The organism is Scytonema sp. NUACC21 (genome assembly GCF_054684315.1).
The window spans coordinates 38,950-60,518 of the sequence record NZ_BAAFZH010000093.1; the positions used below are offsets into that span (position 1 = coordinate 38,950).

General features: G+C 41.0%; 14 protein-coding genes and 3 pseudogenes. 10 read left to right on the plus strand and 7 right to left on the minus strand.

Annotation, left to right across the window (positions count from 1 at the left end; genetic code table 11):
* Nucleotides 1-196 precede the first annotated feature (196 nt).
* From ACYRY3_RS26110 to rtcA, 3 genes are all read right to left on the minus strand, one after another.
* Nucleotides 197-3,112 (minus strand): two-partner secretion domain-containing protein, encoded by a 2,916-nt coding sequence (locus ACYRY3_RS26110; RefSeq protein ID WP_460204539.1) that lies wholly within the window; start codon nucleotides 3,110-3,112, stop codon nucleotides 197-199.
* A gap of 708 nt (nucleotides 3,113-3,820) precedes the next feature.
* Complete coding sequence (locus tag ACYRY3_RS26115) at nucleotides 3,821-6,526, minus strand: CHAT domain-containing protein (RefSeq protein ID WP_460204540.1); 2,706 nt, start codon at nucleotides 6,524-6,526, stop codon at nucleotides 3,821-3,823.
* A 246-nt stretch (nucleotides 6,527-6,772) separates the two neighbouring features.
* Nucleotides 6,773-7,819: an RNA 3'-terminal phosphate cyclase gene (gene rtcA, locus ACYRY3_RS26120; RefSeq protein ID WP_460204541.1), complete on the minus strand. Its 1,047-nt coding sequence runs from the start codon at nucleotides 7,817-7,819 to the stop codon at nucleotides 6,773-6,775.
* 286 nt (nucleotides 7,820-8,105) lie between these two features.
* Between rtcA and ACYRY3_RS26125 the strand changes: the two genes are divergently transcribed.
* Complete coding sequence (locus tag ACYRY3_RS26125) at nucleotides 8,106-8,540, plus strand: DoxX family protein (protein ID WP_460204542.1); 435 nt, start codon at nucleotides 8,106-8,108, stop codon at nucleotides 8,538-8,540.
* 185 nt (nucleotides 8,541-8,725) lie between these two features.
* Here ACYRY3_RS26125 and ACYRY3_RS26130 read toward each other — a convergent pair whose 3' ends face one another.
* Both ACYRY3_RS26130 and ACYRY3_RS26135 read right to left on the minus strand, forming a co-directional pair.
* Nucleotides 8,726-11,335: a glycogen/starch/alpha-glucan phosphorylase gene (locus ACYRY3_RS26130; protein ID WP_460204543.1), complete on the minus strand. Its 2,610-nt coding sequence runs from the start codon at nucleotides 11,333-11,335 to the stop codon at nucleotides 8,726-8,728.
* Between the two features lie 57 nt (nucleotides 11,336-11,392).
* Nucleotides 11,393-11,968, minus strand: a complete 576-nt coding sequence (locus ACYRY3_RS26135) for a TIGR04376 family protein (RefSeq protein WP_460204544.1) — start codon at nucleotides 11,966-11,968, stop codon at nucleotides 11,393-11,395.
* Between the two features lie 310 nt (nucleotides 11,969-12,278).
* Here ACYRY3_RS26135 and ACYRY3_RS26140 point away from each other — a divergent pair, with 310 nt between their 5' ends.
* From ACYRY3_RS26140 to ACYRY3_RS26160, 5 genes and pseudogenes are all read left to right on the plus strand, one after another.
* A complete protein-coding gene (locus ACYRY3_RS26140; protein WP_460204637.1) occupies nucleotides 12,279-14,234 on the plus strand; it encodes a histidine kinase dimerization/phospho-acceptor domain-containing protein in 1,956 nt (651 codons plus the stop codon).
* Nucleotides 14,222-14,593, plus strand: a pseudogene (locus tag ACYRY3_RS26145) (glycosyltransferase); the annotation flags it as partial. The gene ACYRY3_RS26140 and the pseudogene ACYRY3_RS26145, both read left to right, overlap by 13 nt.
* Nucleotides 14,594-14,609: 16 nt before the next feature.
* Entirely contained in the window at nucleotides 14,610-15,668 is a 1,059-nt protein-coding gene (locus ACYRY3_RS26150; protein ID WP_460204545.1) for a glycosyltransferase family 2 protein, read from the plus strand.
* 674 nt (nucleotides 15,669-16,342) lie between these two features.
* Nucleotides 16,343-17,167, plus strand: a complete 825-nt coding sequence (locus tag ACYRY3_RS26155) for an Rpn family recombination-promoting nuclease/putative transposase (RefSeq protein ID WP_460204546.1) — start codon at nucleotides 16,343-16,345, stop codon at nucleotides 17,165-17,167.
* A gap of 68 nt (nucleotides 17,168-17,235) precedes the next feature.
* A pseudogene (locus ACYRY3_RS26160) lies at nucleotides 17,236-17,718 on the plus strand (Rpn family recombination-promoting nuclease/putative transposase); the annotation flags it as partial.
* 142 nt (nucleotides 17,719-17,860) lie between these two features.
* Here the strand turns inward: ACYRY3_RS26160 and ACYRY3_RS26165 are convergent.
* Complete coding sequence (locus ACYRY3_RS26165) at nucleotides 17,861-18,232, minus strand: helix-turn-helix domain-containing protein (protein ID WP_460204547.1); 372 nt, start codon at nucleotides 18,230-18,232, stop codon at nucleotides 17,861-17,863.
* A 325-nt stretch (nucleotides 18,233-18,557) separates the two neighbouring features.
* On the opposite strand from ACYRY3_RS26165, the pseudogene ACYRY3_RS26170 reads away from it, so the two are divergent.
* The 3 genes and pseudogenes from ACYRY3_RS26170 to ACYRY3_RS26180 all read left to right on the plus strand — a co-directional run.
* Nucleotides 18,558-18,737 (plus strand): annotated as a pseudogene (locus tag ACYRY3_RS26170) (hypothetical protein); the annotation flags it as partial.
* 77 nt (nucleotides 18,738-18,814) lie between these two features.
* A complete protein-coding gene (locus ACYRY3_RS26175) occupies nucleotides 18,815-18,955 on the plus strand; it encodes a hypothetical protein (protein WP_460204548.1) in 141 nt (46 codons plus the stop codon).
* 215 nt (nucleotides 18,956-19,170) lie between these two features.
* Nucleotides 19,171-19,530 (plus strand): DOPA 4,5-dioxygenase family protein, encoded by a 360-nt coding sequence (locus ACYRY3_RS26180; RefSeq protein ID WP_460204549.1) that lies wholly within the window; start codon nucleotides 19,171-19,173, stop codon nucleotides 19,528-19,530.
* 436 nt (nucleotides 19,531-19,966) lie between these two features.
* Here ACYRY3_RS26180 and ACYRY3_RS26185 read toward each other — a convergent pair whose 3' ends face one another.
* Nucleotides 19,967-20,341 carry a DUF4870 domain-containing protein gene (locus ACYRY3_RS26185; RefSeq protein ID WP_460204550.1) on the minus strand — a complete coding sequence of 125 codons (375 nt, stop codon included), beginning with the start codon at nucleotides 20,339-20,341 and terminating at the stop codon, nucleotides 19,967-19,969.
* Nucleotides 20,342-20,514: 173 nt separating this feature from the next.
* Between ACYRY3_RS26185 and hisC the strand changes: the two genes are divergently transcribed.
* The gene (hisC, locus tag ACYRY3_RS26190) at nucleotides 20,515-21,567 is read left to right on the plus strand and encodes a histidinol-phosphate transaminase (RefSeq protein ID WP_460204551.1); all 1,053 of its coding nucleotides are present in this window, start codon (nucleotides 20,515-20,517) and stop codon (nucleotides 21,565-21,567) included.
* Nucleotides 21,568-21,569: the final 2 nt, after the last annotated feature.

Sequence of the window (21,569 nt, forward strand, 5' to 3'; positions counted from 1 at the left end):
GGTAAATTTTTTAGGTTAGCGACAGCAGCGTAGTCAACAAGGGTAGTCAAACGTAATAGCTTTTCAAGAGCGCTAAATCAACGCGTCGAATATAGTATTAGCAATGACCTAAGAAAAAGGTTGTAACTATGTTATGGAAGCTTTAAAAATCTTTGAGAAAACCAGATTTCAATTGAGAAACTCTGACACACCTGCTTCAAGAGCCAGCACAATAAGCACTTGGGATATTACGATTAGATTGCATGATGTTCAGTCCTTGAGCAATTAGGTGAACATTGCCCCGTGCATCCACAACTAAGCCATTCGCCTCCACAATTGGCTGGGAATCACGAGCAAGATGCTTGGATAATGTCACTGGTTTTACTTCCCCATCTGTGAGGTTTCCTGTCTGTTCATCCAGTGTCACCCATTGGGTGATAACTGCCGGTTGACGTAAAGGTTCGGTAGGGCTTAACGGTAGTCCACCCCGTCCCATAGCAACAAAACGGCTGGTTTGCCCATTTCTTGGAGTACAGCCCTGAGCAATCTGCTGCGAGACATCAACCAGATTTGTGGGTAATTCTACTAATCCTTGACTGGGGTTAATATCGGGAGTGTTGAGTTCTACAGTGCCATCCACGCCGAATTCTGAACTTGCTGTAATGTCACTCCAAGGAGTTGGATTAAGCCTTGGTTGAATCCCGAAAATGCCATTCGCTACAATATTCACTCTCCCACCTTTGCCTGCATAAGCATTGGCACTGATGTCGCTATTTTCACTCTTAACGGCGACAATCAAGCCATCAGGGGCATTGATGGTGATGTTGCCACCATTACCAGTACTGTTTTGATTTGTACCCGCAGTTGTTGAGATGGAACTCCTACCACGCAACAAAAGTAAATTACCGATGTTTAGCTGAATATTTCCACCCTGCCCTGTAGTGGAGGTAGCATAAATTCCAGCAAGATTATCAGAGGTATTACTACGATCGGAATTCCTAATTTTTAAAGCTTCTGCAGTAACAGTAATTTGTCCAGCATCACCTGTACCTAAAGCGTCTGTACTGATACTTGCTGTCTTGAGAGTGAAACCTCCTGCAGCTTTAACGTTGATGTTCCCGCCGTTACCCGTGCTAGCTTCTCCTGTCTTGCTTACAACTCCTGCACTTTCAATCCATAAAGAATTTGCATTTATGTTAATGTTGCCAGCGTTACCTTTTCCATAAGTTTCAGTACTTAGAAAAGCTTGGTTTTGTAATTGAAAGGAATCTACAACATTGATATTGATTTCTCCAGCATAACCTGTATTACTTGTAACACTAAACACCCCCGCCTTATCGTCAATCCGTAAAGAATTCGCAATTATGTTGATTTGCCCACCACTACCCATACCTGTTGTGCTGGTGTTAATCAACGCTTTATTTCGCAATTCTAACGCTCTCGTAGCATCAAGAATGATTGTACCTGCGTTGCCTACATTCGTCGTCAAACTATTGACTTGAGAATTTTCTATACGCAAAGAATTTGCAGTTATCTTGATGTTTCCAGCATTCCCCGTGCCAAAAGTATTGCTATTTATACCAGTATTGCTTAAGATTTCTAAAGAATCTGTAACATCAATTTTAATTTCTCCTGCTTTACCCGTGCCGAAAACACGGCTTTGTATCCCCGATTTTTCCGTGCGTAAAGAATTTGCACGAATGTCTATTGTCCCAGCGTTCCCTGTGGCAGAGGAGTCAGCCTCAATACCTGCACCGTTCATCACCATTGCACCAACAACGATAATGTTGATATCTCCAGCGTTACCTGGACTTGCGAAGGCTGCTAAACTACCGATTCCTACCCTGTGCTTCTCGTCCAAACCTTCTAGCTGCAAAGAATCTGCTTTTATGTTTATTCTTCCAGCATTCCCTTTGTCATAAGTATTAGTATTAATACCCGCTCGATTCTTTAAGATTAACGAGCCTGCATTAATATTGATTTCTCCTGCAGAACCTGTATCCTTTTCCGCTGCAGTGTTGACGCTACTGTTATTCTCAAACGTCACGTTTTTGGCATCTAGTCTAATTTGTCCGCCATTCCCCGTACTGTAGGTGTTAGAGCTGATGTTGGATCGATCGAACACTATAGAGTCGCCTTTTATACTTATACCTCCCCCATTTATGCTGCCTTCGGTATCAGCTAGTAGAAAGGATTGCTGAGTAAGACTGATATTCCTAGCAGCGAGGGCAATTTCCCCACCACCATCTCCCGTAGTACTCACGAACGATTTTCCAGAAAACTGTATGTTGCCAAATTTGATTCTATCTTCATCACTCAACTTCCAAGCCTGTTGAAGGCTTACAGATTGATTGCTAGCAGCACTGACAATTTCAATACGTCCGGATGGTGCTTTGAGAATGCTGCCATTTAGGACAATATTTCCTCCAAAAAGTGCTAAGGTTTGCCTCGGTTTGACTTGCAATCCCTCACCTTGGGTGTTCACTCTGCCTCGGGGTATTTTTTGATTTCGACTGGTAATTTCTTCATAATTAAGATCGTGTCCCACTCCCTTGACTGTAATTGCTCCCGGATTGGAGGCGAATTGTAAACCGATTGGAACGCTAATTGTTAGCAGGGGAGTAGTATTGGACGAATTGGCACTAAATTCCGTACCATCTTTAAACCTGAGACTGTTAGCACTACTACCAATAAACGAACCACCTATATCTAATCGAGCATTCTCACCAAAAACAATCCCATTGGGATTGATTAAAAATAGGTTAGCTATACCGTTAGCTCGAATCAATCCATCAATCTGAGAGATAGACCCACCTGTTACTCTGGTAATAATATTCTGTATATCATTTGCGTTGTTAAAGAAAGCTTCACTACCTGTTAATATAGAAAACTCTTTAAAGCTATGGAACAAGTTACTTCCTACTTGCGTTCCTCCAGAAATCGTCTCTGTATTACCTGAGGAAGTGACAACAGAACTACTGGGTAAAGTGCTATCAGGTGTAATTTGGGCAAGACTACGATTTCCAGAGAATACAAATATTAGCAGCAGCGATGTACCTAAAACATTGCTGAGGACGATTCCTAGTTGTAAAAACCAATTCCACTGAGGCTTTATTTTATATATTATACTCATTTTTACACCAGTAATACTTAGCAAAAAATTTGTTTTTAAATAGTGAAAATCCACAATTTATTGATGAATTCATACCTAAAATCAATACTTAAGTTTGGACAGTTACCCAATACAGTTCACATAAAGATTATTGGTAAAAATTCATGATAGAAACCATAATTTTCTGGTCTCTATACAGCCAGCAAAAATAGGATAATTTGTCTTATCTAAAACAGAGCGGGCTATGAGAATGATAAATTTCCTCAATATTTTTTTATAAGTTCTTTTTATAAATTTATGAATAACATAATTATGTAGCTTATTGTACATTTTGTTATATTTATTATTTTAAAAGTAATGATTTTTTATATGGCTTTGAACAAAACAGCATCACAGCATTAGCTTAAGTTTTATGTCTCGATATTAATATTTTGACAACTCGTGTGTATTCAGTTTCTATAGCATTAATTTAGTCATTCTAAAAACCGAGTTTACAATAAGAATAAAACCTAGGGTATGTTTGTGTGGAGTAAAGTAGTTGTTTGCCCCACATATCATTGGAAGATAACACTTGTACAGCCTATAAAACTATTGCAGAATAGGCTCTCAAGAGCGCTAAATCAATGCGTTGAATACAGTATTAGCAACATCTCTTCCTATCGACACCCCATCTATAGTAGCTAAGCCCACATGAACACTTCCATAAAGGCGTATTTTATGAAAAGATAATTATAACCAGTTACCAACTAAAACATAAGCAGCCCAATAACCCGGACGGCTGTAGTTTGGATACTTCTGTAAAAGTGTCACTTGGGCACGACGTAGGGCTTCGGCTTTGGTGACTTTGGCAGAAACCAACTCACGGTAAAACTCACCAATCAAGATTGCAGTGGAGCGATCGCCCACATTCCAAAGACTTGCCAGTGTACTCCTTGCACCTGCACGTACAGCAGCCCCTGCTAAACCCAGTGTTGCCCGATTGTCTCCAGCTGCTGTCTGACAAGCGCTCAAGACAAGAAGTTCTACGGCTTCTGAGCGTGTTTCATCTCGACGGCGCAAAAGCAAATCAAAATCCGTTACATTAATAAGACCATCTGCTGCTAAGATAAAAGTTTCTTCAGGACGAGAACTAAACTGTCCGTGGGTTGCTAAGTGAACGACATTAAATGGGGAAGCGTTCATCTTTCCCGCGAGTGCTTTACTAGTAAAATCTCGATCTAAAAGTTTTGTGTTTGATACTCCTGCCTTAGCGATCGAGTTCAACTCAGATTTGATTTCTGGTAAAGGTGGAAAGTGTTGAAATTTGGGAGGTGGTTGCACTAGTCCCCCAGCAAGAACCCGTAACTTTTCCTGCGCTAAAGGCTTGGTTTGGTGCAATTGCAGTCCCAGATTCAAGTCAACAGCATATTTCTCAATCAGATACTGCTGACCGTCATAGAGAACTGCCATCGGTACACTTCGCAACGCCCCATCTAGCACAAAAACTAAAGTATTGACATTGCTACGTTGTAACTCAGATTCCGTTGGTTGAATCAGCCAGCTATAGACTTGCTGAGATAGGGATTGAACTTCCTCTATTCTGTCAGGTTCAGTCAAGTACTGCCGAAGCTGCCGTAAAACATTCTCCACTTCGGTTTGAGATTTTTTCACTAAGTAGTTATGTAGTGGTTGTTTGGGAACTTTGACAATGACTTGTAATTGGTCTTTGAGAATTATCGGATAGATAATAGCAGCATTGTGATTGCTTTGGTCTACGACTTGATCTAATACAACCTTTGTCACATTTAAACATGCTTCCCGGAAGAAGTTATCCAATTCTGCTAACTGGAGTGCTTCAATTCTTTGCCTAGCTTTGTCTAATGTTTCCTCACTGAGTTTTTCGCCCTGCGATTGCAAAAGCAATGCAACTGATTCGCGGTAAATAGGTTCTACACTTTCCTTAAATGAAAACTGAACATCTCGATGAATTGCTACAAGGTCGCTTCTGAGAGATTGCAACTCATTCACGGCAGCATCATAGGCAGCAATTGCCCCTGGAATATTGCCCTGCTGTTTCAGCAAGCGTCCTATCTGCCAATGCAGATTGTAGGAAATATCCGGTGCATTTATGGCTTGAGCCAATAGAAGTGCCTGTTGTGTCAGCTTTTGAGCATTTAACCATTGTTTGTCTTGCTCATACAGCTTTCCCAGAGTTCCAAGTGCATGGGATTCAGCACGCACATCACCCAATGCTTTCGCTTGTTGAAGGGCGACAGCAAGCAATTGAGCAACGGATAGGTTATCTGTATCTGTAGGACTTACAGACAACTTATCCGCTACAGAATCCGTTGCTAACTCCATCAAATTTTGAGCCAAATGAATTCTTGCATAAACTGCTACTTGACTTAGTGGGAGGTTACTGAGTTCATTTGGTATTTGAGCTAAAAGGGGTTGTGCAGTTGACCATTTTTGGGTATTTAGTAATACATTGAGAAGATTGATTTGAGCTTGAACTTTGGTGAGTGGTGAAGGAGTTATGGAGATTGCTTGTTGATAAAAGGCGATCGCATTCTGGTGTTTCTGTTGGATTCTAGCCGTATTCCCTAAACTGAGGAGCGCTGCACCGATTTCTCGAGCAGATTGCAACTTTTGAGCAGTTTCCAGGCTTTTTTGCAAAACTTGACGGGATTGTTCCAAATCTCCCGTTAACTGCAGTGTATCTCCAAGCGATCGCAATTCTACAGCTTTAGTTAAAGAATCTGGTTGAGATTGCAAATTCTGACCCACCTCAGTCAACATTATTAAAGCACGACGGTAAAACCCCATGACCTGCAACGCTTGTGCTTGATTAATGCGACTGCGAGTGACACCGATGCGCGAGCTTATTTGAGCATAAATTTTCTCAGCCCGTTGCCATGTTTTTAACCCCTCTTCAGCCTGTCCTTGCTCTAATTGCAGGCTACCTTGAATCTGCAGCGTTTGGGCAAGAACTTGCAAGTATGGTTTTGAAGTATCAGTGTCTGTAAGTTTTAAACTGTCAGCGAGTGCCCTCTCAGCTTCAACCAACATTCCACGAGAAAGGTAAACCAAAGCAAGATTACTCAGCGTCATTGCCTGCCTGAGCTTATCTCCCCGTACCTGATACTGTTGAGATACCCTTTGCAAAACCTCTTGCGCTTCTCCTAACCTTCCCGCTTCATACAATGCTTTTCCCTGTTGTACTAAATCTGTTAAGCTGACTTCTGTTTGGGGCGATTGTTGAACTGAATAATCCGCCGCTTGAGATTGTTCCAAGATAGGTGAAACAAGACAAAATACTGTTACAAACGTTAACAGGAAATAAGCAAGTAAAAAGAAGAGTTTCCGCAGCCTAATATTTCCCCATTGCTGTTGACCTTTTGCTTTGTGGAAAAAAGAGCGCAGATAATAGAAAAAGTAGAAGCGTTTTCTTGCCATAGCTTTTTTACTCCAGCTATTAGGTTGATGAGACCCCCAATTTAAAGAAGTTAGGAATCTTGCTGGTTGCTTTTCTTAGTGCATTCCTTCAATAGCTCGTTCTACCAATGGTAGGGCAATTTTAGCTTTGCGGATTTTTTATATAAGGATGTGGAGATTTCTGATGTCCCACCTGAAATTACCCCGCACCTTGGATTGAGAATCTTTTACTTGACTTTCTATATTAATTCGTATTATTGTTCCACATTAATTAATGAAAGGTTCCACCGCTACTACCTTTTCCTCTTCATCCACTGTTACCTTTGCCAATCCAAATTGCTCAATCACCCAAGCATTAGTCGTCAAGTGCGTACTTACCAAAGCCACCTTGTACTCACTTGGTGTCGATGCCAAAGCAGTCGGCAATAGCAGCTGATCTCCTAAATGTTCATCCACAGGTGCGCCTGTTTCATGAAATTGCAAAAATTCCTCACAAGCTATGTCAGCCACTTTTTCCGCTGGCAAACCGATGCGCCCCAAACCACTAAATCCTGCCAAACTTTTTTCGTAGTCAGCGGTTAGAAACAAACCTGCCCCTGGTGCCACACCTTTGGCGTGTATTGGTTTTACTGCCACTTTCAAGTCTTCTTCACGCAATACATTCTCGGCACGACTCGCCATCCTCTGTGGAATATGGGATGGTAGTTGTGTCACCACTGCTAACCCCCGCACCTGTTGTAAATCGCCCCGTTCCACCAAGTTTATCCCACAAAGTTTAGTATCACCATTGATAGACAACTGTACCTCTCCCCCGCCCTGAGGATACCATCCCCAAGAATTGATTTGTATCTCTATCCGTACACCCATGCGTCGCAGCATTGGCTGATAAACTTCTTGAATATAGGTCATGGAGGGGCTGTAATTAACATGAGTTCCACCCCGTAGTGTTAGCTGAGAATCACCCCTTGCCAGAACCAGGGGCAGGAGAACAGTTTGCAACACCATAGCAACAGCACCCGCAGAACGACCGTCCCGTGCTTCGCTAACATCAAAAGTGTAACTTCCTGCCTGTACTGCATTACCGGGAATAAACTCCAGAGTCATTGAACCCATAGCATCTCCCCGAACTTTGGCACGGCAAATCATTGCTGCAGCACGAACTGATGTTAGGTGTTGTGCTGCTAAACCTGGCTTTTCACGTCCGGCACGGATGTTATTTATCCGTATGGGATGACTTGTAATGGCTGATAAACTGAGGCTGGTGCGGAGTATTTGCCCGCCTCCTTCTCCAAAGGAACCGTCAATGTCAATCATGAGGGATTCTGGATTTTAGACTCTAGATTTTAGATTATTCTATGGCTGATGAAATCCAACCAAAGATTGACACATTTTTTGTGATTTTGGTCTTGCCTGAATTGGAATTTTTTTTAAGTACCTACAAAAGTGTTTGGCTTCTCTTTCTCGCTGAAAATTCTCTAGGTATAACTTTGTAAACGAACCATTTTGGTTCAATGAGGCAATAATTCATATAGCCAACTTTTGATAGAAGTTAAATCACAGAGCAATTTTTACCATTTAACCAGCGTTCTGTCTATTCCCGATGAATTCTACATCTTTCCTAGGTTATCAGCGCAAAGAAATTCTCCGAGGTATTCTTGCCGTATCTATCATCATAGTTGGCATCACCCATTTTCTTAAAGCGGAGCAATATGCTCGCATTGTACCGCCACCATTTCCACCATTCGCATCTGTGTACATAAGTGGTTTCTTCGAGATTCTCGGCGGAATTGGCTTGATGATTCCATTTGTAAGTGTAGCAGCGGCATGGGGACTGGTTTCTTTGTTTATTGCGGTGTTTCCTGCCAATATCTACATGACTTTGCACCAAATTGAGATTGAGGGAATTCCCCACATCCAATCACTTTATTGGGCAAGATTACCCTTTCAGGCAGTTTTCATTGCTTGGGCATACTGGTATACTCGGAAACCAGAGACTCAATCTGGAGCATCGCAACTTATTAACGAAGCACGATAAGCAATAGCCTGACCAAATAATTCGTAATTAAATATGCAACGCCTCTCTTGCGGTGCGGGCTTCCAGAGAGCCACTGGTATAGAACGGGCGAGGACGCCCGTCCCACAAGATGTCCCACAAGATGTCCCACAAGATGAATAGTTTATTTCTTGGACATCCCTGAAAGCAATGATGGCAAGCGTTCTCTAAACCTTAGCTTGTTTTCCATCAAGCTTGATTGCAGCATTTTCTTCTCGTGCATCCTCTAAAGTCACAGGTACTGAGTGAACGTGCCAAATATCTCGGGCGTATTCGGCAATTGTACGGTCTGAGGAAAAGTAGCCCGTGCGAGCTGAGTTCAGAATTGACATTCGCAGCCACCGGTCTTGATTCCGGTATGCCTCATCTACCTGTTGCTGACAATCAATGTAGGATTGGTAATCGGCAAACAGCATATAGTCATCCCGGTTCTTGAGGGATTCGACTAGTGGTTTAAACAAATTGCTGTCACCTTTGGAAAAGTAACCCGATGCAATTTGGTCGATCGCCTGTCTGAGTTGGTTATTACTGTTGTAGTAATCCCAAGGACGGTAGCCACTTGCTTTCCATTGTAAAACTTGAGCGGCACTGAGTCCAAAGAGGAAAAAGTTTTCATGTCCAACGCGATCGCGAATTTCAATATTTGCCCCGTCCAGAGTTCCTATAGTCAGAGCCCCATTCATGGCAAACTTCATGTTACTCGTCCCAGAAGCTTCCTTACCTGCAGTTGAGATTTGCTCGGAAAGATCGGCAGACGGATAAATTCGCTGTGCCAGGGACACATTGTAGTTTTTCAGAAAAACGACCTTGAGACGAGATCCTATATCTGGGTCATTATTTACCACATCTGCAATTGAGTTAATCAGCTCAATAATGAGCTTTGCCATTGCATAACCAGGTGCAGCCTTACCAGCAAAAATGACAGTTCGCGGTACAACATCTACATTGGGATTCTGTTTGATGTAGTTATAAAGTGTAATAATACGCAGCACACTCAAATGCTGGCGCTTGTACTCGTGAATTCGCTTCACCTGTATATCAAACAGGGAATTAGCTTCAACATGAATGCCAGTAGTTTGCAGAATATACTCTGCTAAATCCTGCTTGTTTTCCTGTTTGATTTGCCGCCAATGGTTGCGAAACTCCCCATCGTCTATATATGCTTCTAACTGCCTGAGTTCGTCTAAATTCTTAATCCAACCCTTCCCTATTTTGTTTGTCATAAGTAGGGCTAGTTTGGGATTAGCAATCAACATCCAGCGACGGGGGGTTGCTCCATTAGTTTTGTTGCTAAACTTTTCTGGAAACAGTTGGTAAAAGTCTGGAAACAGGTTGTTTTTCACCAGTTCCGTGTGTAGTTCTGCAACGCCGTTGATAGCATGACTGCCCACACAGGCAAGATGAGCCATTCTTACCTGTTTTTCTGCTCCTTCTTCAATAAGTGAGAGTCGGGCAATTTTCCCAATGTCTCCAGGATACTGAGGGCGAACCCAATCTAGAAAACGCTGGTTAATCTCAAAAATAATTTCTAAGTGTCGGGGCAAGAGTCTGCCAAATAAACTTAGGGGCCAACGTTCCAAAGCTTCGGGCAGCAATGTATGATTGGTAAAACCGAAGGATTTCTGGGTAATATTCCAAGCTTCGTCCCATCCTAGTTTGTGAACATCTAGGAGTAGCCGCATCAGTTCGGCAATGCCAATGGCAGGGTGAGTATCGTTGATTTGGATAGCAAATTTATTGGGAAATTGGTCAAAGTTGTCGTGGTTGAGAAGGTAAACACGGATAATATCTTGTAGAGAACAGGAAACAAAGAAATATTCCTGCATGAGGCGCAGTTCTCTGCCTTGATAGTTACTGTCATTGGGATAGAGGACTTTGGTAATATTCTCTGAGTAGACTTTATCGGCAACCGCTTTGGTGAAGTCTCCACTATTAAAAATCTGTAAGTTAAAGTCCTCACTGGCTTTAGCACTCCACAGACGCAAGGTATTTACGGTGTTGGAGTTGTAGCCAACCATTGGAGTGTCGTAGGGTGTTCCCAGTATGGTTCTTTCTGGAATCCAACGCACTCGGTAGTAGCCCAATTCATCTGTGTATGCTTCTGTATGTCCGCCAAATTTGACTTCCACAGTATAATCAGGACGGGCAATTTCCCAAGGATTGCCAAAGCGCAACCAGCGATCGGGAACTTCCACTTGAGTACCATTGCGAATATCCTGCTGAAAAATGCCGTACTCGTAACGGATACCGTAACCAACAGCAGGAATTTCCAAGGTTGAGAGGGAATCTAAAAAACAAGCAGCTAGTCTTCCCAAACCACCGTTACCCAATCCCGGTTCATCTTCCTGTTCCAGCAAATCGTACAAATCCAGTCCCACTGACTCCCGCACCACTTGGCGGGCTTGCTCGTAAAGCCCCACATTAGTCAGGTTTTTACTAAGTTGGGGTCCAATAAGATATTCAGCAGACAGGTAGCATACGACTTTGACATCTTTTCGGACGTAGGTTTGCTCAACAGTCTTGAGCCATCGGTGTAGCAAGCGATCGCGTACAGTATAAGACAACGCCATGAAAAAATCATGTGCTGTTGCCCAATTCTTGTCTTTTGCTTGGATATAGTAGAGGTTATCTAAAAAAGCACGTTTGAGCGTTTCAATGTCCATTCCCGTGCGGTCATCTTGCACTTGAACGGAAACGTGTTCTGTACGGCAAATGTGCTTTTTCCAATGAGGAACGTGTGTGCCATTGTGTTTTTTTAAGCCGTTGCCATTATTCATATCTTTTTATAGTGGTTAGTGGTTAGTGGTTAGTGGCAAATGACACTTGACACTTGACTACTTTCCCATATTGCGTTTCATTTGTTCTAACTCTGCTTCGGTTTCCCAACGGCGGAACTTTTCTTCTAAATCATCGTAGCCACCTGAAAAATTGCTAGCTGCATTCCACCAACCTGAAGCCTCCACCCTCTGCTGCGATTGTGCTTTGGCACGTGCTGTCTGTGCTTCTGTTGCTTTAGCTTGCACTTCCTGTCGCCGCTGTTGGATTTTTCGCAGTAGTTCTTTTGCTTGGCTGATGCGTTCTTTGACTCCTTGCATCTGTCCCCAAAGCTGATTCCCCTCACGCAACAGGGCGGCTTCTCTCTGCTGTGCGGCTGCTACCAAATCCTGTCTGTTAGAAGCTTTTGCCTTGTCCACACGAAAATGCCACTTTTGAATTTCTTGGGCAGTTGACAAAACTTCTTCCTGCGATCGCTTTTCCTGTAATTGTAAATCGGCTATCAATTTTAAAGTATCTTCCTCTTGCTGGCGCAGTTGCTCTATTAACGCTTCTAACTCCAAATGCGGATTACTTCGCAAGAATTCTTCTAGACGGTTTTCCAGAAACTGACTCAGGTCATCAAATAAGCCCACTGCTAGAACTCCAGAGGTTGGTTACTTTTTCTATTGTAATAATTATTATCCAGAGCGAAAGTGAATTGTAACATTAATATTACTTAGTTCAAAATCTACCTCTCACAGCAGATGACAACTTTTCCTAAGATGTTGATTCTAGTTTATTATGCCTTAGATATAACATAGATTAGTATAAATAGTACCTATCGAAATAAGTAATGTTACTATTGTTTTCTCCTCAAGCGTTCTCCTAGTTTCAAGAGAATGTTTTATGGGTACACTATCACACCCTAAAACCTATGTTCAAAATGAGAAAAGATTTTGGAAGATGGAAATAAAAAATTTTGTCAGTACACAAGAGGTAGATTTAACCAACTGCGATCGCGAAGCTATCCACATTCCGGGGGAGATTCAGCCTCATGGTATTCTTCTTGTTTTACAGGAACCGGAACTGAAGATTTTACAAGTTAGTAATAACATAGATAAGTTTTTCAAAATTTCTTCTGAATCATTAATTAACAAAAACTTAGATATTTTATTTTCTCCGAGTCAAATAGAAATTCTAAAAATCTGTATTGCTCAAGAAGAAGCAGAAGTTTTTAATCCTTTAAGACTATCGGTTGAAGTTCAGAATCAAACTTTAGTATTTGATGGTATGCTCCATCGTAATAATAGTATTTTAATTCTAGAACTAGAACCACCTTTATCTGCAAGAGGAAGTAGCGAACTGAGTTTTTACCATCAAGTCAAAGCATCGATTTTAAAAATTAAGAAAGCTGTTAATTTCACCGAAGCAACAGAATTTATTGTTAAAGAAATCAGAAGAATAACGGAATATGACAGAGTCATGATTTATCGGTTTGAACCCGATGGTACTGGAGTTGTGATTGCTGAAGATAAACAAGAAGGGCTGGAATCTTACTTAGATTTACACTACCCAGCATCAGACGTTCCTCAGCAGGCAAGAAAACTGTATTACGAAAATTGGCTGCGGTTAATAGTTGATATGAATTACCAGCCAGTTGAAATTATACCTACTCTGAATCCTCTAACAAATGCTCCTTTAGATTTGAGTTTCTCTTTATTAAGAAGTGTTTCTTCGCTACACAGAGAATATTGTCAAAATATGGGTGTTGCTGCTTCTATATGCATTTCATTAGTAAATGAAAAACAACTTTGGGGAATGATAGTTGGTCATCACTATTCACCAAAATATGTAGATTATAAAACCCGACAATATTGTGAATTTATTGGGCAACTCATGTCGGTTTATCTTGTAAAAAAGCAAAATGAGGAAGCAGAAATATATCGTCAAAAAATTCATGTTATCCAAGAAAACCTGAAAAATAAATTTTCGGAAAATTCTGGAGATATTGGTCGGATTTTAGAGCAGAATAGCAAAAATATACTAGAGTTAGTTCGAGCAACAGGAGCAGCAGTTTGCTTGGGTCAAGAGTTAACCTTAATCGGTCAGACTCCATCCAGAGAAGCTGTAGAAAACTTATTAGCTTGGCTCATTAGTTCTTACAGACAAGAAATATTTTTTACAAATACTCTATCCAAGATTTATCCGGTAGCAAAAGAGTTTAAAGACACTGCTAGTGGGTTACTAAGTATTTCTATTTTTCTTTACCAGACTTCTTACCACATCCTGTGGTTTAGACCGGAAGCTGTTCATACGGTTAACTGGGGTGGGAATCCCAATAAACCTGTTGTAGTGGGAAATAATGGCAGTGTAAAGCTGTCACCACGTAAATCTTTTGAACTTTGGAAAGAAACAGTTCGTGAAAAATCTTTACCCTGGCAACAAGTGGAAATTGATGCTGCACGGGAACTCAAAAACACATTGATGCTAGCGATGTTGGAATTTTCTCACTCAGCGCTAGAAGAAGCAGCAAAACAAGCCGAAGTTGCCAACCGTGCTAAAAGTCAATTTTTGGCAAAAATGAGTCATGAGTTACGTACTCCCCTCAATGCTATTCTTGGTTTCACCCAAATCATGATTCGTGAAAATGCCCTACCTTCACAACAACTCAAAAACCTAGAAATTATCAATCGCAGTGGAGAACATTTGCTAGCGCTGATTAATGATGTGTTAGAAATGTCCAAAATTGAGGCAGGTAAAGTCACGCTTAATAAACACAGATTTGATTTGCATTGGGTTGTTGAATCAATCAAAGAAATGCTACAACTTAAAGCTTCCGCTAAAGGGTTAAAGCTTGTCTTTGAGGGGTTATCAAATGTTCCTCGATATGTTATCGCGGATGAAGCGTCAACACCTTAAAAGAAGCAATGGCAATGGGATTACCTGTAATTAGTACCTTTCATGGTGGTATTCCCGAATTAGTGCAAGATGGTATTTCCGGATTTCTTGTTCCAGAACGAAACTCAGATGCGATCGCTGAGAAAATAACTTATCTCATATCACATCCAGAAATTTGGAAATCAATAGGTCTTGCTGGTCGTGCGCGTGTTGAAGAAAAATACGACATGAACAAACTCAACGATGAATTAGTTGAAATTTATCAACAACTGCTAAATCCAGAAACAACCCCGCAATCCTTATTAAATAGGTCAGCGGAAATAAAAGCAGTTAAGCTAACGAATCAAAAAATTGCCATAACCCTTAGAAATAACAAATAACAAAGAACACATCCTTATGAAACTATCAACAATAGAACAACCATTAGTCACAATTGTCGTAGTCCCTCGCGAACGTTTTAGTTGCACTCAAGAATCCCTCTCAAGCATTTACCAACATACAGATATCCCCTTCAACTTAATTTACGTTGATGGTAATTCACCACCTAAAGTTCGCTCGTACCTTAAAACCCAAGCACAAGAAAAGAACTTCCAAATTATTCGGACAGATTACTACCTTTCTCCCAATCATGCTCGAAACATTGGTTTGAGCCAAGTTAATACCAAATACTTAGTATTTGTTGATAACGACGTTATTGTGTCACCAGGTTGGTTAAAAGCCTTAGTGAATTGTGCTGAAGAGACAGGGGCTACAGTCGTTGGTCCTTTGATGTGCGAAAAAGAACCAGTACACCAAATCATTCACTTTGCAGGTGGAGAATGTCGCATTGTCACAGACATCAAAGGCAGACGACATCTGCGTGAGAAAATGTACAAGCAAAAGCAGATGGTAGCAGATGTCCGTTCCCAACTCAAGCGGTCTCAAACAGAGTTAGCAGAGTTTCACTGCTTGCTTGTTCGTACCGAAATATTTCAGCGCATTGGTTTGTTAGACGAAGCAATGCTCAACACCAAAGAGCATCTTGATTTCTGTATGACTGTGACGCAAGCAGGAGGAACAGTCTATTTTGAGCCAGACTGTATCGTTACCTATGTACCGGGACCACCACTAGATTGGACAGATATACATTTTTATATGCTGCGCTGGAGTGATGCGTGGACTTTAGGAAGTTTAAAGCGCATTCGTGAAAAATGGGATTTAGCGGAAGATGGATATTTCAAAACCAAGTACAAAAAGTTGGGATGGAGGCGTAGAGGGACGATTATCAAACCTTTAACCCGTCAATTGAGCTTTGGGTGTGAAAACAAGCCGTTGAAAAAAGTCCTCAGTTTTTTGGATAAGAGGTTTAACCGCTATTTGACAAACCGCTATGCCAAACTCTTCCCTCAAAGAAAGTTACAGTTAACGACCATACAAAGTCAGAAAGCTTTAACTCCAGAATTATCTCAGGTTTAAGATTTGGTGAGTTAATATCTTTGGCTTAGAGATAATTTATAAAGTAAACATTAAGAAGAGGTAGGTTGGGTTGAGGAACGAAACCCAACAATAAGGGTTCAATGTTGGATTCAGCAATACCAATCAAGAGTTTGATCTGGTAAGCTTTAGCCCTACCTACACAATACATTTGGCGATTTAAGATTTACTTTATAAATTACCTCTTAAAGGGGGGAAGAACAGCACTTCACAAATCTATCAATATCTAGTAGGATGGGAATCTTGTTGCCCGTCCTTATTTTTTACCTACTCCCTGGCATAAATGCACAAACTGCCATATAGTTTTCAATGGCTACGCAGAAGGAGAGAGAAATTAGGGAGTAGATTGGGTTGAGCAAAGCGCGAAACCCAACAAATGCCATACAGTTTTCGATGGCTACGCAGAAGGAGAGAAATTAGGAAGTAGGTTGGGTTGAGCAAAGCGCGAAACCTAACAAGTGCTGATGCCGAATCAAGCATCAGCAAGCACAGAGTACACAGAGGGAGAAAAGAACAAGAAGAGAACAAAGGCAGCTAATATTCTGATATTAAGGGATTTGATATCGGGTTGTTGCTGAGTTTTGTTCCTCAATCCAGCCTATCGGTAATTACAGGACGGGGTGTTGCGGAAATCCTAAAAATCAACCAAACAAAAAATGAGTTACGACAACGTTTGTAAATATTTAGCCGAACAATACCCAGCAGAATTTGTCCGTTGGTTACTAGGAATTGAACCCCAGGAGATTAATATATTGAAAACAGAATTGAGTTTAGAACCAATTCGCGCTGATTCTGTTATTTTCCTGCAAACAGCAAACCAAATTTTGCATATAGAATTTCAAACTTCAACGTCATCAAATCCACCACTGCCGTTCCGAATGCTGGATTACTCAGTGCGATTAAAGCGGCAATATCAGTGTGGTGTAACACAAGTCATCGTCTTTTTACAAGAGGAAGATAATAAAATTGTCTTTACAGAAGAATATCGAGATGAGACAACAGTTCACCGCTATCGGGTTGTTCGTCTATGGGAACAAGATTCAGCATTATTTCTCGCTAACCCAGGATTGTTACCTCTAGCACCTTTAACGCGGACAGATTCACCCCAAGGATTGCTGGCGCGAGTTGCAGAAAACGTGGATAGAATTTCAGATAGAGACCAACGACAAAATGTTGCAGGTTGTGTAGGGTTTTTAGCTGGTTTACGGTTTCCAGATAATTTAATTGAGCAGTTTCTAGGAGAGAATATCATGCAAGAATCAGTGATTTATCAAAAGGTTTTGCAGAAAGGAAGACAGCAGGAAGCAATTTTATTAATCATGCGTCTGCTGAATCGGCGTTTTGGTCAACTTGACTCATCGGTAATGGATCGAGTTAGGGGGTTATCCACTGAGCAATTAGGAGATTTAGCAGAAGCTTTGCTTGATTTCTCTGAAGTGGGTGATTTAGTGACTTGGTTGAACCAACAACAAAGGGAGTAAAACTAATTTATTTCACTTTTCCTGTTGTCCCCAGGTGATTCCTGGGAATTTATTCAAATAGTTCTGCCACAGTTCACCGTTATGGAGTCGTTCGTCTATGGGAACAAGATTCAGCATTATTTCTCGCTAACCCAGGATTGTTACCCCTAGCACCTTTAACTCGGACAGATTCACCCCAAGGATTGTTGGCGCGAGTTGCAGAAAATGTAGATAGAATTTCAGATAGAGAGGAACGACAAAATGTTGCGGGTTGTCTGGAAGTCTTAGCGGGCTTGCGATTTACCAAAGATTTAATTCGTCAATTTTTGCCGGAGGATATGATGCAAGAATCAGTAATTTATCAAGATATTGCTGCAAAGGAAAGAAAAAAAGAAGCAATTTTATTAATTATGCGTCAGCTTAATCGGCGTTTTGGTAAACTTGACTCATCGGTATTAGAGCGAGTTAGGGGATTATCCACTGAGCAATTAGGAGATTTAGCAGAAGCTTTGCTTGATTTCTCTAAAGTGGGTGATTTAGTGACTTGGTTGAACCAACAACAAAGCGAGTAAAACTAATTTATTCTACTTTTCCTATCGTTCCCAGCTGATTCCTGGGAATTTCTTCAAATAGTTCTGCCTCATTTTCATTCTTGTTGTTTGAAAACAGATAGCAAAACTTTCTACAATTCTAATATGGTTCTATAGGTCTATTTTAAATTTGAATTTCATCCTGGATATTAGCTTTTTGATGTGATAAATTTAATTCGTCCAAGATTTCATAAATTCGACTTGTTTTAAGTTTTACTCCCCAAAGGGTCTCCATCATACTACTAATAATTTTAGCTGTCCAAATATTTCTATTTATACCAGAGTCTATTGGTTTCTTTTCTAGTATTATTTTTAATTCCAACTTTTGTTCTAAATTTAATTGAGAAGGCACTTTATGAATGATTGGGGAAACCAATTTATCCAATCCTCCCTCAAGAAACTGATCTATCCAAGTTGATAAAGTTTTATAACTACAGCTTAATAATTCTGAGACTTCTATTCTAGTTTGACCCTCAAGTACGTATTTAATCGCCAATTATGATGACCCAGACGGTGCTGAAAATGATGACTATACCACCATTACAGTCACACAACCAGTTACTCGGTTCGTAGTAGGTACTTTTGAACCTAGCCAACCGTATGGGTCTAACGGTGTTAATGTAGTACATGAGCACGACAATGGACTTGACGGAAAGGTTTCACGTATCAAGATTCAACACATTCCTGCCGAGAATTAAGCAAAAAAAGAGATCAAAAAAGGTTACAATGCAGACGTGGCATAGCTTTCACGTTAAAATAGGCCCCATAAAAGAGACAAATCAGACAGCCAAGCCCCCATGCTTTGAAAAATGGTGTCAAAGAACACTTTTAGTGATGCAATAGATGCCTTTAGAACAGCGATTTCTTTTCGTTTTTTTGAATGGCTAACCATTAATCGTGACGTATTTGCCTCTCATAAAGCCAGTTTCGACTTTATTTGGGCTGAATTTTTGTCTAAGTCCCGCTACGTAGTAGAAACCTTAATTTGTAATTTTCAGTAGGGCATAAATTTTTGCTTAATAAACCAGTTAACTTTTCCCTGTTAGCTGGTTTTTGTTCACTCCCTTCCCGTCAGAAGATGACCGAAAAAGTAAGATGGTATACTACAAAAATCAAGCAATGGTGGCATGGAGGAGAATTCACTGATAAATCGGCACGGTATGCGATCGCTCCGTATCATCGAACTTATTGCCTACCTAAATACTACAACTATCAATAAATTTCCTTTAGCTCTAAGTTTACTTAACTAGAGTATAAATATGCTCAACTATGTTGTGAATTTGCTCATGAGTTTGAAGTTGGGAAGATTGAAAATATTTTTCCAGCTTCTCGCGCACTTGTTGAATCGTTGTTTCTACAGGAAGATGATGTAAATCTTAAAGACCACCCTCAGCCGTCAAAATAGAGTTGAGGTAAAAAGTAGATCCTAGAGCAATGAAAGAAGATTCTATCAAAATTGTCGGTTTTCACGCCCATGTGTACTACGATACCATGACTCGGGACACGGCAGCACGGGTGCGTGAAGGATTGGACGCTAACTTTGATGTCCGGCTTGGGCGCTGGCATGACCAACCTATCGGTCCACACCCAAAAGCAATGTATCAAGTTGCGTTCTCACCAAATCAGTTTAGCGAAGTTGTCCCCTGGTTAATGCTCAATCATGAGGGATTGGATATTCTCATCCACCCTGAAACGGGAGATGATGTGGCAGATCACACCGAACATGCTTTGTGGCTGGGCAAAAAGCTAGACCTTAATATCGATGTCCTTAAACGGAGTAGAACAACCTCATAAAAAAAGGATGAAGGATGAAGGATAAAGGATGAAAAATAGGTTTGCAGGTGGGTACTAGCTAATGGCAGTTGCTTTAAACGAGGTAACCCTGTCAATACACTGCCTCCTCAATTTATTGATAAGTGGGTCGGTATGAAAAAGGGTAACTGGAGAAGGTCGTCCTTAGTCCTTTGTAAGGCTTTCCGGGGTAGTTACATTTTGTAATGTAGTTCTGTTTATTCCCACCCACCTACTTACTTAAGAAAAATTTTATTCAAATACCAATTCTCTATAAACCTGCACTCTTCTGATTAAGTTTCTCTTCTTGGCGCTCTTCGCATCTTGGCGGTTAATTCTGAAAATTAAGTACATCTTTATGGAGAACTGGTATAAGTTCAAGCCTTTCAATTTATTGATGTATTTACTATCTACTTCATCCTTTATCCTTCATCTTTCATTACAAAAGGCGAAAAATAAATGGATAACGGAAAGGTTCATCAGGCTTGGTTAAACAATGTATCAATGCCCAAATTGTCAGTCCCCAGTGCAGTAAAAAACCAAAAGCAATAACTGGAAAGAGCAATATTCCAGCAATACCAAAGGTAAGCCAAGATAAAACACCAATTGGTACTCCAATTAAAGTCGCCCAGAACCAAACATTAAAGTGAAAATTGATTGATTCTTTCGCGTTACTTTGAACAACTGGGTCATCGGAAATGAAGGTAATCGCAATTGGAACCCCAATCGAAATTAATGCCGTGCTAAAGAAAATCGCACCATGAGACAGAGATGATAGCAATTTGCGCTTATTGGAATCGTATGTAACTTGCATCCCAGTGACTCCTCAACTCGTTTTATATATTTGATTTTAATCGGAACTTGGCAGGGTCTGCAGTACAGATTACCGCACTTTAAAAGGTATGAAACTTTCCCCTTAGATAAACTTAGTGGAAATAAACAATTCCTATCATAAGATATGGGAATCCTCTCCTGAAAACTTCTACAATGACTGACTTCTTCCGCTCTAATGTTGACCTAATGGCTGCTTATGTTCCGGGTGAACAGCCCAAACCCGGTACTAAATTTATTAAACTCAACAGCAACGAAAATCCCTATCCCCCTTCCCCTGCAGTGATGGAAGTGCTGCGGAACTTTGATGGGGAATGGTTGCGGCGGTATCCAAATCCCTTCGCTCAAGAGTTCCGGGAAGCTGCAAGTCAAGCCTTAGGAGTTCCTGCTGATTGGATTATTGTTGGAAATGGCAGTGATGAGCTGTTGAACGTTGTGATGCGTGCCTGTGCAGAACCAGGGCGGAAGGTGGTCTACCCAATACCAACTTATGTATTATATCACACATTAACCCAGATGCAGTCTGCGGAAATTGTGGAGATTCCCTACAGTGAAGATTATCGCTTACCTCTTGAGGAATTGATCGCTGTCAATGGTTGTGTAACATTTATTGCATCGCCTAATAGCCCGTCGGGGCATATCGTTCCCTTAGAGGATTTACGACAATTAGCAAATCGTCTATCGGGGGTTTTAGTCATTGACGAAGCATATGTAGATTTTGCTGGAGAGAGTGCTTTGGAGTTAGTTCGGGAATTCGAGAATACGATCGCAATTAGAACGCTTTCTAAGGGTTACTCCTTAGCGGGAATCCGGTTGGGGTTTGGAATCGCAAATCCAAAGCTGTTGAGTGGATTGTATAAGGTGAAGGATAGCTATAACGTTGATGCGATCGCTTGTGCGGTTGGGGCAGCTGCAATGAGAGACCAAGCTTATAAAAATGCTTGTATAGAAAAGATTAAAGCATCACGGACAAAGCTCGCAATAGATTTAAAACAATTAGGTTTTCGCGTGTGGGATTCCCAAGCAAATTTCTTGCTGGTACAGCCTCCCCTAGGGAATGCGGAGGAACTCTACCTCAGGCTAAAGGAACTCTTAATTTTAGTGCGCTACTTCAAGCAGCCCGGATTGGATGATAAATTACGTATTACTGTTGGTACTGACGAGCAAAATCAAGCTCTAGTTGAGGCGCTGATTTCGCTAATGAAATAAAA

Bases quoted from the DNA above. Each gene is read 5' to 3' on its own strand.
- ACYRY3_RS26110 (WP_460204539.1), bottom strand. From the start codon at position 3,112: ATGAGTATAATATATAAAATAAAGCCTCAGTGGAATTGGTTTTTACAA.
- ACYRY3_RS26115 (WP_460204540.1), bottom strand. From the start codon at position 6,526: ATGGCAAGAAAACGCTTCTACTTTTTCTATTATCTGCGCTCTTTTTTC.
- rtcA (WP_460204541.1), bottom strand. From the start codon at position 7,819: ATGATTGACATTGACGGTTCCTTTGGAGAAGGAGGCGGGCAAATACTC.
- ACYRY3_RS26125 (WP_460204542.1), top strand. From the start codon at position 8,106: ATGAATTCTACATCTTTCCTAGGTTATCAGCGCAAAGAAATTCTCCGA.
- ACYRY3_RS26130 (WP_460204543.1), bottom strand. From the start codon at position 11,335: ATGAATAATGGCAACGGCTTAAAAAAACACAATGGCACACACGTTCCT.
- ACYRY3_RS26140 (WP_460204637.1), top strand. From the start codon at position 12,279: ATGGAAATAAAAAATTTTGTCAGTACACAAGAGGTAGATTTAACCAAC.
- ACYRY3_RS26150 (WP_460204545.1), top strand. From the start codon at position 14,610: ATGAAACTATCAACAATAGAACAACCATTAGTCACAATTGTCGTAGTC.
- ACYRY3_RS26155 (WP_460204546.1), top strand. From the start codon at position 16,343: ATGAGTTACGACAACGTTTGTAAATATTTAGCCGAACAATACCCAGCA.
- ACYRY3_RS26175 (WP_460204548.1), top strand. From the start codon at position 18,815: ATGACCGAAAAAGTAAGATGGTATACTACAAAAATCAAGCAATGGTGG.
- ACYRY3_RS26180 (WP_460204549.1), top strand. From the start codon at position 19,171: ATGAAAGAAGATTCTATCAAAATTGTCGGTTTTCACGCCCATGTGTAC.
- ACYRY3_RS26185 (WP_460204550.1), bottom strand. From the start codon at position 20,341: ATGCAAGTTACATACGATTCCAATAAGCGCAAATTGCTATCATCTCTG.
- hisC (WP_460204551.1), top strand. From the start codon at position 20,515: ATGACTGACTTCTTCCGCTCTAATGTTGACCTAATGGCTGCTTATGTT.